Annotated in this window: 14 protein-coding genes; 10 read left to right on the top strand and 4 right to left on the bottom strand. The window is 48.7% G+C overall.

Annotated elements, in window-relative coordinates; all coding sequences use genetic code 11:
• Window positions 1-36 precede the first annotated feature (36 nt).
• Window positions 37-807 (bottom strand): sulfite exporter TauE/SafE family protein, encoded by a 771-nt coding sequence (locus Q1B11_RS02715; protein WP_299727018.1) that lies wholly within the window; start codon window positions 805-807, stop codon window positions 37-39.
• A 215-nt stretch (window positions 808-1,022) separates the two neighbouring features.
• Between Q1B11_RS02715 and cysB the strand changes: the two genes are divergently transcribed.
• Window positions 1,023-1,997: an HTH-type transcriptional regulator CysB gene (gene cysB / locus Q1B11_RS02710; protein ID WP_299727015.1), complete on the top strand. Its 975-nt coding sequence runs from the start codon at window positions 1,023-1,025 to the stop codon at window positions 1,995-1,997.
• A gap of 50 nt (window positions 1,998-2,047) precedes the next feature.
• On the opposite strand, the gene Q1B11_RS02705 is transcribed toward cysB, so the two are convergent.
• A complete protein-coding gene (locus Q1B11_RS02705; RefSeq protein ID WP_299727012.1) occupies window positions 2,048-2,314 on the bottom strand; it encodes a hypothetical protein in 267 nt (88 codons plus the stop codon).
• A gap of 204 nt (window positions 2,315-2,518) precedes the next feature.
• Here Q1B11_RS02705 and thrH point away from each other — a divergent pair, with 204 nt between their 5' ends.
• Window positions 2,519-3,124, top strand: a complete 606-nt coding sequence (gene thrH, locus Q1B11_RS02700; RefSeq protein ID WP_299727009.1) for a bifunctional phosphoserine phosphatase/homoserine phosphotransferase ThrH — start codon at window positions 2,519-2,521, stop codon at window positions 3,122-3,124.
• Between the two features lie 65 nt (window positions 3,125-3,189).
• Here the strand turns inward: thrH and pabB are convergent, their stop codons facing one another.
• The gene (pabB, locus tag Q1B11_RS02695) at window positions 3,190-4,611 is read right to left on the bottom strand and encodes an aminodeoxychorismate synthase component I (protein WP_299727006.1); all 1,422 of its coding nucleotides are present in this window, start codon (window positions 4,609-4,611) and stop codon (window positions 3,190-3,192) included.
• A 200-nt stretch (window positions 4,612-4,811) separates the two neighbouring features.
• Here pabB and Q1B11_RS02690 point away from each other — a divergent pair, with 200 nt between their 5' ends.
• The 6 genes from Q1B11_RS02690 (at window position 4,812) to Q1B11_RS02665 (ending at window position 12,092) form a co-directional block, all read left to right on the top strand.
• On the top strand, window positions 4,812-5,486 hold the full coding sequence (locus Q1B11_RS02690; protein WP_299727003.1) for a GntR family transcriptional regulator: 675 nt from the start codon (window positions 4,812-4,814) through the stop codon (window positions 5,484-5,486).
• Window positions 5,487-5,516: 30 nt separating this feature from the next.
• The gene (locus Q1B11_RS02685) at window positions 5,517-6,356 is read left to right on the top strand and encodes an oxaloacetate decarboxylase (protein WP_299727000.1); all 840 of its coding nucleotides are present in this window, start codon (window positions 5,517-5,519) and stop codon (window positions 6,354-6,356) included.
• Window positions 6,357-6,470: 114 nt separating this feature from the next.
• Complete coding sequence (gene prpC / locus Q1B11_RS02680) at window positions 6,471-7,598, top strand: 2-methylcitrate synthase (RefSeq protein WP_299726997.1); 1,128 nt, start codon at window positions 6,471-6,473, stop codon at window positions 7,596-7,598.
• 221 nt (window positions 7,599-7,819) lie between these two features.
• Window positions 7,820-10,414 (top strand): Fe/S-dependent 2-methylisocitrate dehydratase AcnD, encoded by a 2,595-nt coding sequence (acnD, locus tag Q1B11_RS02675; protein WP_299727243.1) that lies wholly within the window; start codon window positions 7,820-7,822, stop codon window positions 10,412-10,414.
• 138 nt (window positions 10,415-10,552) lie between these two features.
• A complete protein-coding gene (gene prpF / locus Q1B11_RS02670; protein ID WP_299726994.1) occupies window positions 10,553-11,731 on the top strand; it encodes a 2-methylaconitate cis-trans isomerase PrpF in 1,179 nt (392 codons plus the stop codon).
• Window positions 11,732-11,969: 238 nt separating this feature from the next.
• Window positions 11,970-12,092, top strand: coding sequence for a hypothetical protein (locus Q1B11_RS02665; protein ID WP_299726991.1), 123 nt, complete (start codon window positions 11,970-11,972; stop codon window positions 12,090-12,092).
• A gap of 58 nt (window positions 12,093-12,150) precedes the next feature.
• On the opposite strand, the gene Q1B11_RS02660 is transcribed toward Q1B11_RS02665, so the two are convergent.
• Window positions 12,151-12,972: a pyruvate, water dikinase regulatory protein gene (locus Q1B11_RS02660; RefSeq protein ID WP_299726988.1), complete on the bottom strand. Its 822-nt coding sequence runs from the start codon at window positions 12,970-12,972 to the stop codon at window positions 12,151-12,153.
• Window positions 12,973-13,223: 251 nt separating this feature from the next.
• Here Q1B11_RS02660 and ppsA point away from each other — a divergent pair, with 251 nt between their 5' ends.
• The gene (gene ppsA / locus Q1B11_RS02655) at window positions 13,224-15,599 is read left to right on the top strand and encodes a phosphoenolpyruvate synthase (protein WP_299726985.1); all 2,376 of its coding nucleotides are present in this window, start codon (window positions 13,224-13,226) and stop codon (window positions 15,597-15,599) included.
• Between the two features lie 88 nt (window positions 15,600-15,687).
• Window positions 15,688-16,167 (top strand): ribonuclease E activity regulator RraA, encoded by a 480-nt coding sequence (gene rraA / locus Q1B11_RS02650; protein ID WP_299726982.1) that lies wholly within the window; start codon window positions 15,688-15,690, stop codon window positions 16,165-16,167.
• Window positions 16,168-16,401: the final 234 nt, after the last annotated feature.

The following is a 16,401-nucleotide window of genomic DNA, read 5'->3' as shown; positions in this document are numbered from 1 at the left end:
TCGCATCCCTGCAAGCCTCATTCGGATTAAATACCGCTAAAACAGATATTTTATGCCAAGTGTGAAGAGAATCAGTGCTAATACCGTTCTCATTAGGGTATCTGGTAACTTATTCCCAAGTTTTGCGCCCAGTGAAATGGCAGGAATGGAACCGATCAACAAAAAGCCGAGCAGGATGAAATCCACATTCCCAAGCCAGATATGCCCAAGACCCGCCAGTAATGCCAGTGGTATGGCATGGGCGATTTCACTGCCAACCACTTTGACGGGTTTGAGTAATGGATACAGCAATACGATCACTGCGGTGCCCAGAGCACCGGCGCCAACAGACGACAGTGTGACAAGAATTCCGAGGAAAATGCCGGCTATGAAGGTCAGCAGCTGTTGTTGCTTCGTGGTGAGTCGAGCTACCGCCTTAAGCTGTCTTTGTTTGAGCAGAGGCTTTATTAATAACGAGATAGCAGTAAGGGTCAGCATAATCCCGAGGCAGAGTGTAAGGATCGGACTATAATCAGCGCTCTTGTCGAAAAAGAACTTTAACAAAAGAATCGTCAGGGCGGCTGCGGGCAAACTGCCAGCGCAAAGAATTTTAACCAGTGACCAGTCAATACTGCGCTGTCGGTGATGAATCATAACACCGGTGGATTTAGTAATGGCGGCAAACATCAGGTCTGTACCAATCGCAATGTGCATAGGAAAGCCGAACATCAGCAATAGCGGTGTCATCAGAGATCCACCACCAATACCGGTCAGACCGACGGCAAAGCCTACGCCTGCACCGGCTGCGATGTATGTTAGAAAGTCCATAAGCATCCTGAAATATATGGTCTAAAGTTATAAGTAGCCCAGACGATGTTTGAAAATGTTGACTAATTAGCGAGATTCGCTGGTAACTATATTGACTGGCTTGTATTCTGGAAAAGAATTTAATGTCATTGTTTTATTCTATATAGAACTAACGGATTGATTTTCTCCCTATCCACTTTTGTCAGAACAACCCGCCTGACCGGAGGCCATCATCAATGAAGCTGCAACAACTGCGCTACATCTGGGAGGTTGCCCACCACGACCTGAACGTCTCAGCAACAGCGCAGAGCCTTTACACTTCCCAGCCGGGCATCAGTAAGCAAATCAGACTTCTTGAAGACGAGCTGGGTGTGGAAGTCTTTGCCCGAAGTGGTAAGCATCTGACGCGAATTACCCCAGCCGGCGAAAAAATAATTGATACCGCGGGCGATATTTTACGGATGGTGGAATCCATCAAGCAGGTGGCCCAGGAGTTCAGTGATGAGCGTAAAGGCAGCCTGTCCATTGCCACGACGCATACCCAGGCCCGTTATGCATTACCGGATATTATCCAACAATTTATTAGTCAGTATCCGGATGTTGCCCTGCACATGAATCAGGGGACGCCTATACAAATTTCTGAAATGGCGGCGGATGGATCCGTTGACTTTGCCATCGCTACAGAAGCACTGGAACTGTTTAATGATTTGGTGATGATGCCTTGCTATCGCTGGAATCGTTGTGTGCTGGTACCCAGAAATCACCCTCTGGCGCAGATTTCTGAGTTGTCCCTGAAAGACATTGCCCGGTTCCCGCTGGTGACCTATGTATTCGGTTTCACCGGGCGCTCAAAACTGGATGAAGCTTTTATGAATGAAGGGCTTTCACCCAGAGTCGTGTTTACCGCCACGGATGCGGATGTCATTAAAACCTATGTGCGCCTTGGTTTGGGTGTGGGGATCGTGGCAAAAATGTCCTATGATTCAGAGTTGGATCAGGATCTTGTGCCGCTGCGTGCTGACCACTTATTTGAGCCAAGCATTACCAAGATTGGTTTCCGCCGTGGCACTTTCCTGCGTGGGTTTATGTACGACTTTATTGAAGCCTTTGCGCCGCACCTGACAAAAGATGTGGTTCAGGAAGCAGTACTGCGTCATAACAAGGTGGAGGTTGATGAACTCTTCTCCCATGTCCAGCTGCCTAATCGTTAAGTTGTAAAAACTTATTAGTATTGAAAAAAGCGGCTGTTCTAAGCCGCTTTCTACAAAACATCCTTGACCAGCTTAAAATAGATTGTGTAAATTTCCGGCTCTTTTCCTTCTTCTTCCACAATAAAAAACGGTGCTTTATCCACCTGATAAAGATCCGCCAGCAACGCACCAGTGCTTCCGGGCTCACCTTCTACGGCATTTACAAATTGGTCTATTCGGTGGATATGGCCAGAATCTTCAAGTCGTTTCTGAACTTCTTCGCACTTGGTGCAAAGATTTCCGTCCAACATCACTTTTTTGACCATGGTGATTTTCATAGGGGATGCTCCTAGGTATCTTTACATTTATTGTACCTGCGAAGATCTGTACCTTATTAGAATTAATGCCTATATGGCTAGGTTAATATGATATATTTCTGAGGCTTGGGGTGTCTGATCTGATGCAAGATCAGGTGAGTCCTCTATGTTTATAACACTCTTATATCACAACAATCATAAAAAGCAGCCAGTGAGAAATAGCTAATGGATGTCGTCTGTCTTGACTTGGAAGGTGTACTGATTCCTGAAATCTGGATTGAGTTTGCCACCCAAACCGGTATTGATGAACTGCGGGCAACCACCCGCGATATTCCTGATTACGATGAACTGATGACCATGCGTCTGGGGATTCTGGAAAAGCACGGTCTTGGTTTGAATGAAATACAGGAAGTGATTTCAGGTATGAAGCCTCTGGAAGGCGCTGTGGATTTTGTGAACTGGCTGCGCAGCGAATTTCAGCTGATTATTCTGTCCGACACATTCTATGAATTTGCTGATCCATTCATGATTCAGTTGGGTCGACCTACGTTGTTTTGCCATCGCCTTGAAGTGGACGGTGCTGGTAAAGTTACTGGCTACAAATTGCGCCAGAAGGATCCAAAAAGGGCTTCTGTTAAAGCGCTAAAGAATCTGAATTATCGAGTTTTTGCTGCGGGGGATTCATATAATGATACCACCATGTTGTCCGAAGCGGATGCGGGTTTTCTGATTATGGCACCGGATAATGTGATTGCAGAGTTTCCTCAATACCCTGCGATCACTCATTATGATGGGCTTAGGAAAGCATTGCTGGATGCCAGTAAAGTTTAATAAAAAGGGCGCTCTAAAAGCGCCTTTCACTTTCCTGACTAATAGTTCTGATTCATCTGTATCAATCAGCGGGCTAAAAAGTGGTCTTCTAGTCCATTCATCAGGTTACGCACTTTCGTGATGGACTCTTCATACTCTGAGTCACAATCGGAATCCGCAATTATCGCACCGCCTCCCCAACAGTGAAGCTCCCCATCTTTTGAGAGGATCGTTCTGATGGCAATACTAGTATCCATAGTGCCATCACAACTGATGTAACCAATGGAACCGCAATAGATGGTGCGGGCAACGGGTTCCAGCTCACGGATAATTTCCATGGAGCGAATTTTTGGCGCACCGGTGATGGAGCCGCCGGGAAATGTGCTTTCCAGTAAATCCACAGGGCTGTGGTGATCATCCAGTTCACCATTCACGGTGCTGACAAGATGGTGAACATTGGCGTAACTTTCCAGGGCAAATAATCTGGGCACCGAAACGCTTCCGGTTTTGCACACCTTGCCAAGGTCGTTTCGCAAAAGATCCACGATCATCAAGTTTTCAGACTGATCCTTTTCACTGCTCTTTAGCTCGTTGGCAATGGCGAGATCGCTTTCTGGCGTGAGGCCTCTTGGGCGCGTTCCCTTGATTGGGTTGGTAGACACCTTGCCTTCTTTAAGCCGAATAAATTGCTCTGGTGAATGGCTGAGAATAGCCATATCCGGTCGCCTTATATAACCAGAGTAGGGCGCCAAAGTGGTGGTACGCAGCTTTTTATAGGCTTCCCAGGTATCGCCGGTGTGGTGCGTGGTAAAACGTTGAGTCAGGTTGACTTCGTAACAGTCTCCAGCGGCAATATAATCTTGTATCGCCTGAAACGCAGTCTGATATTCTGCTCTGGACTGTGTCGGTTCAAAGGCTTTCAGCAGTTTAAATGATGAAGAATTTACTGCTTTTCTTTCGGTATCGAGAGACTGAAGCACCTGCGCTTTAATCTTCTCAGGAATATCCGGATGAAACACCAGAGATGTTGATCGCTTTTTATGATCAGTCACTAAAGCCCAGTGGTAGAGTCCGACAGATATATGCGGTGTATCGTTATCTCTCGGTAGAATCCGTTCAGGCTCTAACTGTTCGCAAAGCTCATAACTCCAAAAGCCCACCAGCCCACCCTGAAAAGGTAAGTCGCTGTTCTCAGCGCTTTGCTCAATCAGGCTCATGCGCTCAAGCGATTCTGATAGATAACTTAGCGGTGTGTTAGTGGTGACCTGTCTTTTAGTTTGATCGACAAAATCATCAATAATCAGCTTTCCACCGGGAAAAGCGGTGAAGTGTTTGGCGGGTGCTGCAGTGATGATGTCGTAGCGACTGAAAGTATCCTTATAAATGGCATGGGTGCCATTAAAGGCGGAGCTATCCAGAAAACAGGGGTAGGGCAACTCGATAAAATGCTCGAAATAGAGACTGGTGTCATCTTTATACTCCAGTTCAAGAATTGTCAGACTCTTCATATATTTATCCGGACAGAACTGCGGCTAAGTGTAACGTCTGAAGGCGCTTTCTGTCATTTAACTCGACTGCTTACATTCCTTTTTCTCTGAGTTGTGCGTATGTCTAAATGCCAAAAACTCGGGATTGTTTACAATCCTTGTGGATTTTTGATCTATTTTTATATATAAAGTCATGAAAATTAATAATTGTAGACAATCTCATGGGCGATGCTGCTGAAAAAACATCGGTCAAACCGCTGACCCAGGCCAGAGAAGTGACTGATCTGCTGATGCAGGACATTGTATCCGGGCAGTTGGAAGAAGGCAGTCGGATCTCCGAACTTGAGCTGTCTCGCCGCTATGGCATTGGCCGGGGCCCGCTCAGAGAGGCCATTCTTCGTTTGGAAGGCATGGGGCTTGTGGTGCGTGAACCCCATGTGGGCGCCAGAGTCGTCAGGTTATCGCGCCAGGAGTTGGCGGAAATTTTCACCATGCGCGAAGCCCTTGAAGGAGTTGCCGCCCGTGAAGCCGCGAAAAATATCACGGATGCTGAGTTGATTGATCTCGGTCAACTCATTGATCGCCATGGACGCTATGTTGAAGAAAATAATGGCGAAGCTTACATGGATCAGGAAGGGGATTACGATTTTCACTATCGAATCATCAAAGCGTCCGGCAATCAACGACTGATCAACCTTCTTTGTAATGAGCTCTACCACCTGATCCGGATTTATCGAAAAACCTCCAAGGGTGAAGCTCGCCCGGAGCGCGCGTTGATCGAGCACAAAATGATTTTCCAGGCATTGCAAGACCGGGACGGTGAATTAGCAGAACTGCTGATGCGCAAGCACATAGGTCGTGCACGGCGAGAAATTGAAAACGCGATTGAGCAATAACAAACAACAACAAGAACGAGAGGTAACATCTTGAATAAGCAGACAAATGCACTGGTTCAACTCATCCAAAAAGAAGGCATTGTTACCGCACCGGGTGTTTACGACGGTATTTCTGCACGCTTGGGTGGGGAGGCGGGTTTCTCGGCACTGTATGCCAGCGGTGGTGCCATTGCCCGCAGCACTGGTGTACCGGATATCGGGCTGTTGACGTTAACCGAAGTAGTTGACCGTGTTCGTCAGATTGTGGAAGCCACATCGTTACCAGTGATTGCCGATGCGGATACCGGCTTCGGTAACGAAGTTAATGTTAAACGCACCGTTGAATTGTTTGCTAATGCTGGCGTCAGTGCTTTCCATCTTGAAGATCAGGAGTTTCCAAAGCGTTGTGGTCATCTGGACGGTAAGTCTTTGGTATCTACCGAAGAGATGTGCAAAAAAGTATCCGTAGCGAAAAAATACGCCGGTGATGTCATGGTCATTGCTCGTACCGACGCTATTGCAGTGACCGGTTTTGATGATGCCATTGAGCGTGCTCGTGCGTATGTGGATTCTGGTGCAGATATGTTGTTTGTGGAAGCACCACAAACCATCGAACAGATTGAAGAGATTGCACGACAGGCGCCTGGCCCTAAATTGATCAATATGTTTTACAGCGGCAAAACACCATTGGTGCCAACGGAAGACCTGAAAGCCATGGGCTACCAGCTCATCATTATTCCTTCAGACCTTCAGCGGGCAGCAGTCACAGCCATGCGCGAAGTGTTGAATGTGATCAAACGGGATGGCAACAGCGGCGCCATTGCCGACGGTATGATGACATTCCAGGAGCGGGAGCAGTTGGTGAAAACCCAAGAATTTCTCAACCCATAATCTATTTGGGGTACGTGATTCTTTTTCAGAAATACAACAATTTGCAGGTGAATCTTTTGGTAGATTGTCGCCTGCGCTCAGCAAGCGAACATACTATAAAAACGGAGAAGTTCCATGGCAGATAAGAAATTAAGCGGTGCGGGTTTGCGAGGCCAGTCAGCGGGTGAAACCGCGCTGTGCACAGTTGGCAAAACCGGCTCAGGTCTGACTTACCGTGGCTATGATATTAAAGAGTTGGCCGACAAAGCCCAGTTTGAAGAAGTGGCTTATCTGCTACTTTACGGCAACTTACCCAACCAGACGGAACTGGACGCTTATAAAGCTCGTCTCAAAGGTATGCGTTCACTGCCGGATGCGCTGAAAACCGTCCTGGAAAACATTCCTGCCGATGCGCACCCAATGGATGTGATGCGCACCGGTTGCTCCATGCTGGGTAATCTGGAAACCGAAAAAGACTTCTCCGAGCAGCTGGATCATATTGATCGTATGCTGGCGATCTTCCCGGGCATGATCAACTACTGGTATAACTTCAGCCATAATGGCGTGCGAGTTAATGTCGATACTGACGCGGATTCCATTGCCGAACAATTCCTGTGGACCCTGCACGATAAAAAGCCAGATCCGCTTCATGTTAAAGTGATGCATGCGTCACTGGTTCTCTATGCTGAACACGAGTTCAATGCGTCCACCTTTACTGGTCGTGTATGTGCCTCCACATTGTCGGATATTCATAGCTGTGTGACTGGTGCTATTGGCTCCTTGCGGGGTCCATTGCATGGTGGCGCTAACGAAGCGGCCATGGAAATGATCGAGAACTGGCGCTCAGCGGATGAAGCGGAAGACAAAATCATGGGCATGCTGGCTCGTAAAGATAAGATCATGGGCTTCGGTCATGCGATTTATCGTGAGTCTGACCCTCGTAACGCCATTATTAAAGAGTGGTCTAAGAAACTGTCTGAGCAGGTAGGCGACGAATGTCTGTATGCTGTGTCCGAGCGGGTGGAAGCTGTCATGTGGCGCGAAAAGAAATTGTTCTGTAATGCTGATTTCTTCCATGCGTCTGCTTATAACTTTATGGGCATTCCTACCAAACTGTTTACCCCGATCTTTGTGTGTTCCCGCGTTTCTGGCTGGACCGCTCATGTGATGGAACAGCGGGCTAACAACCGAATTATCCGTCCATCTGCGGATTACACCGGCCCTGAAACTGCTGAATGGGTTGATATTCAGGATCGTGTGTAAGTGAATAATCCTTATTCCCATGCCCGAAGGTGTCGCAAAAGGTCATTAAAAGCGGGTGTTGTAGGTCGGTAACCCAAGGGGTTGCCGACAATCAGCACCTACAGGCCTGCGAGATGTCGGCAATTCTTACAGAATTACCGACCTACTGGATTTGCGACATCCTCGCTCTTTGTGGGAATGCATACAAAACAAAAAATACCTGCCCGGTGGACGTTCGACGTATGAACACTGACTTTCGAAAAAAATTACCCGGCACTGAGCTGGACTATTACGACACCCGCGAAGCTGTGGAAGCGATCCAGCCGGGTGCTTATGCAAAGCTGCCTTATACCTCAAAAATTCTTGCTGAACAGCTGGTTCGCCGTTGTGAACCAGCAGCATTAACGGACTCCCTTAAACAGATTGTTGAACGAAAGCGAGATCTGGATTTCCCCTGGTACCCAGCCAGAGTCGTATGCCACGATATTCTGGGTCAAACAGCGCTGGTTGATCTGGCAGGCCTCCGTGATGCCATTGCAGAGCAGGGCGGTGATCCTTCCAAAGTAAACCCAGTCGTACCAACACAGCTGATTGTCGATCACTCCCTGGCCGTTGAACACGGTGGTTTTGATCCAGAAGCGTTCGAGAAAAACCGAGCCATTGAAGATCGCCGTAACGAAGACCGCTTCCATTTTATTGAATGGACAAAAACTGCGTTTAAAAACGTCGATGTCATTCCTGCGGGCAACGGCATCATGCACCAGATCAATCTGGAGAAAATGTCTCCGGTAATTCAGGCGCGTGATGGCGTTGCGTACCCTGATACCTGTGTAGGCACAGACAGCCATACGCCGCACGTGGATGCCTTAGGTGTTATTGCTATTGGTGTCGGTGGTCTTGAAGCGGAAACAGTGATGCTTGGTCGTCCGTCGATGATGCGCCTGCCGGATATTATTGGGGTCAAATTGGTTGGTAAGCGGCAGGAGGGCATTACTGCCACAGATATTGTGTTGGCCATTACCGAGTTCCTGCGAAAAGAGCGTGTGGTGTCGTCTTATTTGGAATTCTTTGGGGAGGGCGCTTCCAAGCTGACCATCGGTGATCGTGCAACCATTTCCAATATGACCCCAGAGTTCGGCGCCTCTGCCGGTATGTTCTATATCGATGAGCAAACCATTGATTACCTCAAGCTAACAGGTCGCGATGCGGAACAGGTGGCTCTGGTAGAAAACTACGCCAAAACCAACGGGCTTTGGGCTGATGATCTAAAAGAAGCTGAGTATGAACGGGTACTGACGTTTGATTTGTCTACCGTTTGTCGGAATATGGCAGGCCCATCCAATCCACACCGTCGTTTACCAACGTCGGAACTACAGAATCGTGGTGTTGCTGGTGAATGGGAAGAAAAAGAAGGGTTGATGCCCGATGGCGCTGTCATTATCGCCGCTATTACCAGCTGTACAAATACCAGTAACCCTCGAAATGTTGTGGCTGCCGGTCTGGTGGCGAAACGAGCCAATGAGCTTGGATTGGTTCGTAAGCCCTGGGTGAAATCGTCCTTTGCTCCCGGCTCAAAGGTGGCAAAACTCTATCTGGAAGCGTCTGGTTTATTGCCAGAAATGGAAAAACTGGGCTTTGGCATTGTCGCCTATGCCTGCACCACCTGTAACGGTATGAGTGGTGCGCTGGATCCAGCGATTCAGCAGGAAGTGATTGATCGTGACCTTTATGCCACCGCAGTACTGTCTGGCAACCGAAACTTTGATGGACGGATTCACCCCTATGCCAAGCAGGCATTTCTGGCATCGCCGCCTTTGGTCGTCGCCTACGCCATCGCCGGTACTGTGCGTTTCGATATCGAAAAAGATGTGCTGGGCACCGATAAAGACGGCAATCCCATCACGCTTAAAGACATCTGGCCATCGGATGCAGAGATTGATGCTATTGTCAGTGAGCATGTGAAGCCGGAGCAGTTTAACAAGATTTACATCCCCATGTTTGATCTGGATAAAGTGGTAGAAGCAAAAAGCCCACTTTACGACTGGCGCCCCAATACCACCTACATTCGTCGCCCTCCTTATTGGGAAGGCGCCCTTGCCGGTGAGCGAACCCTGAAAGGCATGCGCCCTCTGGCTGTGCTAGGTGACAACATCACTACCGATCACCTGTCGCCTTCTAATGCCATTCTTGCCAGCTCTGCTGCCGGTGAATATCTGGCAAAAATGGGCTTGCCGGAAGAAGATTTCAACTCTTACGCCACCCACCGTGGTGATCACCTGACTGCACAACGGGCGACGTTTGCCAACCCGAAGCTCTTGAACGAAATGTGTCTGGATGACAAAGGTGAAATCAAGCAGGGATCTTTGGCAAGAGTGGAGCCAGAAGGCAAAGAAACCCGCATGTGGGAAGCCATTGAAACCTACATGGATCGTCGACAGCCGCTGATCATTGTGGCGGGGGCAGATTATGGTCAGGGTTCCTCAAGAGATTGGGCTGCCAAAGGTGTTCGTCTGGCCGGTGTCGAAGCCATTGTTGCGGAAGGGTTTGAGCGTATTCATCGTACCAATCTGGTGGGCATGGGTGTTCTGCCACTGGAGTTTAAGGCGGGCACAACCCGTAAAACTCTGGAGCTGGATGGCACTGAAACCTATGACGTGATTGGCGAGCGAACTCCGGGGGCGACTCTGGTTCTGCTGATCCATCATCAGAACGATGAGACCATAGAAGTACCAGTGACTTGTCGTCTGGATACTGCAGAAGAAGTGTCTGTGTACGATGCGGGCGGTGTATTGCAGCGTTTTGCCAAAGACTTTCTGGAGTCGTCTGAGGCGGCTTAACCATGAGAGCTTTCATGCTATAAGGCTGCCGCAAAATCCCTGGTTCCCATGCTGTGCGTGGGAACCCAAATGACTATCTCTTTGAAAATTGAGATATGCATTCCCACGCACAGCATGGGAACGAGGATAGCTAATAAAATGAATCATCTCCCTCAAATAAAAATCCCAGCGACGTATATGCGAGGAGGCACCAGTAAGGGTGTCTTCTTTAACTTGTCAGATTTACCGGAAGCAGCACAGGTGCCAGGAGAGGCTCGTGATGCCTTGTTGCTGCGGGTCATCGGTAGCCCTGACCCTTATGGCAAACAGATTGATGGCATGGGTGGTGCCACCTCCAGCACCAGCAAAGCGGTGATTCTCTCGAAAAGCACCCAGCCAGATCACGATGTGGATTATCTGTTTGGTCAGGTTTCCATTGATAAACCGTTTGTGGATTGGAGCGGCAACTGCGGCAACCTTACGGCAGCTGTGGGTGCCTTTGCCATTACCAGTGGATTGGTGGATACCGATCGGGTTCCGGAAAACGGGGTTGCAACGATTCGGATCTGGCAGGCTAATATCAAAAAGACCATTGTCGCTAAAGTGCCGATGACTGATGGCGCCGTGCAGGAAACCGGAGATTTTGTTCTCGATGGTGTAACTTTTCCGGCAGCTGAAGTTCAGGTTGAGTTTTTAAATCCTGCTGATGGTGAAGGCGCGATGTTTCCAACAGGCAATCTGGTGGACGATCTTGAGGTACCCGGTGTTGGCACTTTGAAAGCCACTATGATCAATGCTGGCATTCCCACTATATTTATCGATGCAGAAGCCATTGGTTATCAGGGTACTGAACTTCAGGAAGCCATTAATGGCGACCAGCAAGCGTTGGATCGTTTTGAAGCCATTCGTGCCCACGGCGCCCTGAAAATGGGATTGATTACCTCTCTGGAAGAAGCCGTTACACGACAGCACACGCCGAAAGTGGCTTTTGTGGCAAAGCCCAAGCGTTATGTTTCTTCCAGCGGTAAAGAAGTCAGTGAAAACGATATAGATTTACTGGTTCGTGCGTTGTCTATGGGTAAGCTGCACCATGCCATGATGGGCACAGCTGCGGTGGCTATTGGTACTGCTGCTGCCATTCCCGGCACATTGGTTAACCTTGCCGCTGGTGGTGGTGAGCGAAATGCCGTGCGATTTGGTCATCCATCGGGGACTCTAAAGGTGGGTGCTGAAGCGAACCTTGAAAATGGTCAGTGGATTGTGACCAAGGCGATAATGAGCCGCAGTGCCAGGGTTCTTATGGAAGGTAATGTGCATATTCCTTCTGCAACACCATAATCACGGCGTAAAGTCAGATCAGTGAAGAGGCTGGTATTGTTCTTAAATCCTTGATCGGAATGTCAGGTATGGAGACGAGTGAGAAAAAAGCGTGTCTGCAGAATTCAATGAATTCATTGGGGCTTACAGATATTGATAGTGGTGCTCTAAGCTTTGCTGGTCTCAACAAGGCGCTCAGCACAGTTTCCTTGATCTATACAGATATCAGACAGATGCCAGAGAAAGATTGCTAAATGAGATGTGCCAATGCATACAGTACGATGGTGAGGTTGTGCTGGAAGAAGCTCAGGCATTGCGCGCGACGGCTGTGATAATGGAATGCCCGGTGCCGCCACTGGTGGATGAATTCTTTCAGGGTTGAATGAGCCAGCCAGAGAGGCTTTCTGGCTGGCTGTAAGGGTTTCAGAGACACAGAAAAACTATTTGAGTCTTCTGGTCAGATTGGCTTGATCCATGATCCTCGTGGCAATTTCTTCGACTGAAAACTCTGTCGTATCGATGTATGGGATACGTTCCTGCTGATAAATCTGCTCAACCATCTGCACATCATACTGGCATTGCCGGAGTGAAGAGTATTGACTGTTTGGGCGACGTTCGTTACGAATCCCCGCTAAACGCCCAGGGTTGATGGTAAGGCCAAACAGGCGGCCTTTATGTGGCCTTAACGATTCAGGTAGCTTGATGCCTTTATTAAAATCGTCTTCAGTAATCGGATAATTCGCAGCAAAGAGACCAAACTGGAGCCCCAGATAAATACAAGTAGGTGTTTTTCCCGAGCGTGAAGCCCCAACAAGAATAATATCGGCCTTTTCGTAATGCCTGAAGCGGGCGCCATCATCATTATCCAGGGCAAACTGAACGGCTTCGATTCTCCGGTGATAACTGTCGCTGGTGGTGGTAGATCGTTTTTTACCGACGGTGTACAACGGGTGCGAGCCCAGTTCATTTTCGAGACCGGGCAGGAAAGTGGCAAAGAGATCAATCATATAAGCGCCACTGGTATAAAGGAGGGTGCTTACCTCTTCGTTCAGCACGGTCATAAAAATAATGGGTTGAACCTGTTCCTGTTGATGCGTTTCTTTTATCAGCGTTAATGCCTTAATGGCCTTTTCCGGCGTATCAATATAAGGCAGGGTGTGATGAATAAACTGTGGCCCGGAAAACTGAGCCAGCAGGCTTTGGCCAAAGGATTCCGCCGTAATTCCGGTACCATCAGAGACAAAAAAAACAGACCTTTCCACCCATGCACTCCTGAAAATGTTGTTCTTGGTGATAGTTCAGCCGGGATAGCTCAGCCGGGATGAGGGTTAAACCTACACTAATGTAGGGTGTGATTAAATGTAAAAAACTCTTCCAATTTCTAACATTATCTAACAAAATGTGTCGAAAACAACCTGTCAGGCTCTCTGCAGTCGGTAAAACGGGTCATCAAAGATGATCTATTACAGGTGGAATTATTCAGTAAATCAACAAGATATAGCAGGAGTGCAGCTTGAATAGTTCATCTTTACCAGAGTTTGTGGTCGGCCTGGATGTCCTGGGCAATGGTGATGTGGAACGCGTCGGTGGTAAAAATGCCTCGCTCGGTGAGATGCTGAGCCATCTTGGTCAGGCCGGTGTCCGGGTTCCTGGTGGTTTTGCCACCACTGCTGAGGCTTATCGTGATTTTCTGGATAGCTCTGGTCTTTATGACCGTATCCACGATCTGCTGGATAAAATGGATGTGGATGATATCCAACAGCTGACCCAGGGAGGCGCCAAAATCCGTCAGTGGATTATGGATGAACCTTTCCGTCCGGAATTCGAAACCGCCATTATTAATAGCTACCGTGAAATGGCGGGTGGTAATGATGAAATGCCCGTTGCTGTCCGCTCTTCTGCAACCGCTGAAGATTTGCCGGATGCCTCCTTTGCGGGTCAGCAGGAAACCTTTTTGAATATTCGTGGTGAGCAGAATGTGCTGGTCGCGGTTCGTGAAGTGTTTGCCTCCCTTTTTAATGATCGTGCCATCTCTTACCGTGTGCATCAGGGCTTTGATCATCGTGATGTCGCTTTGTCTGCTGGTATTCAGCGGATGGTGCGCAGTGAAACCGGTTCTGCCGGTGTGATGTTTACTCTGGATACCGAATCCGGTTTCCGTGATGCTGTCTTTATTACGTCTTCCTATGGCTTGGGTGAAACAGTTGTTCAGGGTGCCGTCAACCCTGATGAGTTTTATGTTTATAAGCCAGCTCTGGAAGCAGGGCGATCTTCCATTCTTCGCAGGAATATGGGCAGTAAAGCCATCCAAATGGTGTACGGCCATGCCGGGGAAACCGGAAAGTCAGTACAGACAGTGGACGTTGATCTGGAAAAGCGTCAGCAGTTTTCTGTTAATGATGACGATGTTCTGGAGCTGGCCCGTCAGGCGATGGCCATTGAAAAACATTACGGTCGCCCTATGGACATTGAATGGGCAAAAGATGGTGATGATCAGTTGTTATACGTGGTTCAGGCGCGGCCAGAAACCGTGCAAAGCCGCACCGAATCCAGAACTCTGGAGCGTTATCAGTTAAAGGCTCAGGGCGATGTGCTGGTGGAGGGTCGCAGTATCGGTCAGCGCATTGGCCAGGGGCGTGTGTGTCTGGTGGATGATCTGGCGGATATGGATCGAGTGCAAGCCGGTGATGTTCTGGTGACGGATATGACCGACCCGGATTGGGAGCCGGTCATGAAAAGAGCTTCTGCCATCGTCACCAATCGGGGTGGCAGAACTTGTCATGCAGCCATCATTGCCCGTGAACTTGGGATTCCTGCGGTAGTGGGTTGTGGCGATGCCACTCGACGGCTTAAAGACGGTCAGTCTGTCACTGTCTCCTGCGCAGAAGGCGACACAGGTTTTATTTATGAAGGTGAGCTGCCTTTTGAGCACCAGAAGAAAGATCTGGAAGCGATGCCGGATCTGCCTTTCAAAATCATGATGAACGTCGGTAACCCGGATCGTGCTTTTGGCTTCTCCCGAATCCCCAATGCCGGTGTTGGTTTGGCTCGGCTTGAGTTCATCATTAATAAAATGATTGGCGTTCACCCAAAAGCTTTGCTCAATTATGACAAACTGCCAGAAGCAGTGCGGCATCAGGTGGATGAGCGCATGGCAGGCTATGGGGATCCAGTGGATTTCTACGTGGAAAAACTGGTGGAAGGTGTGGCTTCCATTGCTGCGGCTTTTGCGCCTGAGAAAGTCATTGTTCGCCTGTCTGACTTCAAATCTAACGAATACGCCAACCTGGTGGGCGGCAGCATTTACGAGCCGGAAGAAGAAAACCCGATGCTTGGCTTCCGTGGAGCGTCCCGATACATCTCCGAATCTTTCCGGGATTGTTTTGAGCTGGAATGCCGTGCCATGAAACGAGTGCGTGAAGAGTATGGTCTGAGCAATGTAGAGCTGATGGTGCCGTTTGTCAGAACACCGGATGAAGCCCGTCAGGTGGTGAAAATTATGTCTGACTTCGGCTTGCGTCGTGGCGAAAATGACTTACGAATCATCATGATGTGTGAGCTTCCTTCCAACGCACTGCAGGCGGATGAGTTCCTGGATTACTTTGATGGTTTCTCCATCGGCTCAAACGACATGACTCAGCTTACCCTTGGTCTGGATCGTGACTCTGGCTTGATCGCCCATTTGTTTGATGAACGTAACAGCTCGGTCAAGCAGCTGTTGTCCATGGCGATTCAAGCCTGTCGACGTCAGAACAAGTATATTGGTATTTGTGGTCAGGGTCCCAGCGATCATCCGGACTTTGCCCGCTGGTTGATGGAGCAGGGTATTAATACAGTGTCATTGAACCCGGATTCTGTGATTGAAACCTGGCTCTATCTGGCGGAGTAAGTCCAATACTGGAAAGAGCGCAGAGAGGAGTAGTGTTCTTTCCAGCTAATCTCGTTATCATTCATTGTTTGATTCAGGGAGAATAATAATGTCTTTTACAACACCGGATCTCTGCGATGATTTTCCTGAAAAAATTCAGGTGGTGGAGCCTGGTTTTCGAAGTTATGGTGGCAACCAGATTTTCAGTGGCAAGATCGTGACCATCAAATGCCATGAAGACAACTCCATGGTGCGCGAGCAGGTATCAACGGATGGGCAGGGAAAAGTGCTGGTCATCGATGGCGGTGGCTCAATGCGCAGAGCGCTGCTGGGGGACATGTTGGCTGAGAAAGCAGTCAGCAATGGCTGGCAGGGTATCATTGTTTATGGCTGCATCCGAGATGTTGAGGTGATTGCCAAACTGCCGATTGGTGTACAGGCCCTCGCTTCTCATCCCATGAAGACCGATAAAAAAGGATTAGGTGAAGTGGATGTTTCCGTGCGCTTTCATGGCACCGATTTTATTCCCGGGCAATTTCTCTATGCCGATACAAATGGCGTTCTTGTTTCATCTGAATTGCTTATTTGAAACGCAATGACAGCCTGTTGACGATAATAAGGCTGGGTTTGAAAGGTTACGGTCGCTAACCAATACTGAGAAAAGTCTTGGAGCTTTTCAACTGTTATCAAGCCCACCGTTTTGCAGCACAATTAATGTAAAACCTGAAGTAAACCCTCCTGGCAGTTGAAATCCCTCCTTAGACAGTGCACTTACCGCTTGTGTTGGAGTGTGTCTGGAGTCCGGGATGATAGTTAGAGCGCT

It is taken from the genome of uncultured Endozoicomonas sp., assembly GCF_947495845.1.
In the GTDB taxonomy this organism is placed as follows: domain Bacteria; phylum Pseudomonadota; class Gammaproteobacteria; order Pseudomonadales; family Endozoicomonadaceae; genus Endozoicomonas.
This window is presented reverse-complemented; position numbering and strand designations above follow the sequence as displayed.

Bases quoted from the DNA above. Each gene is read 5' to 3' on its own strand.
- cysB (WP_299727015.1), top strand. From the start codon at position 1,023: ATGAAGCTGCAACAACTGCGCTACATCTGGGAGGTTGCCCACCACGAC.
- Q1B11_RS02665 (WP_299726991.1), top strand. From the start codon at position 11,970: ATGTGCCAATGCATACAGTACGATGGTGAGGTTGTGCTGGAAGAAGCT.
- thrH (WP_299727009.1), top strand. From the start codon at position 2,519: ATGGATGTCGTCTGTCTTGACTTGGAAGGTGTACTGATTCCTGAAATC.
- rraA (WP_299726982.1), top strand. From the start codon at position 15,688: ATGTCTTTTACAACACCGGATCTCTGCGATGATTTTCCTGAAAAAATT.
- Q1B11_RS02705 (WP_299727012.1), bottom strand. From the start codon at position 2,314: ATGAAAATCACCATGGTCAAAAAAGTGATGTTGGACGGAAATCTTTGC.
- pabB (WP_299727006.1), bottom strand. From the start codon at position 4,611: ATGAAGAGTCTGACAATTCTTGAACTGGAGTATAAAGATGACACCAGT.
- acnD (WP_299727243.1), top strand. From the start codon at position 7,820: ATGAACACTGACTTTCGAAAAAAATTACCCGGCACTGAGCTGGACTAT.
- Q1B11_RS02715 (WP_299727018.1), bottom strand. From the start codon at position 807: ATGGACTTTCTAACATACATCGCAGCCGGTGCAGGCGTAGGCTTTGCC.
- prpF (WP_299726994.1), top strand. From the start codon at position 10,553: ATGAATCATCTCCCTCAAATAAAAATCCCAGCGACGTATATGCGAGGA.
- prpC (WP_299726997.1), top strand. From the start codon at position 6,471: ATGGCAGATAAGAAATTAAGCGGTGCGGGTTTGCGAGGCCAGTCAGCG.
- Q1B11_RS02690 (WP_299727003.1), top strand. From the start codon at position 4,812: ATGGGCGATGCTGCTGAAAAAACATCGGTCAAACCGCTGACCCAGGCC.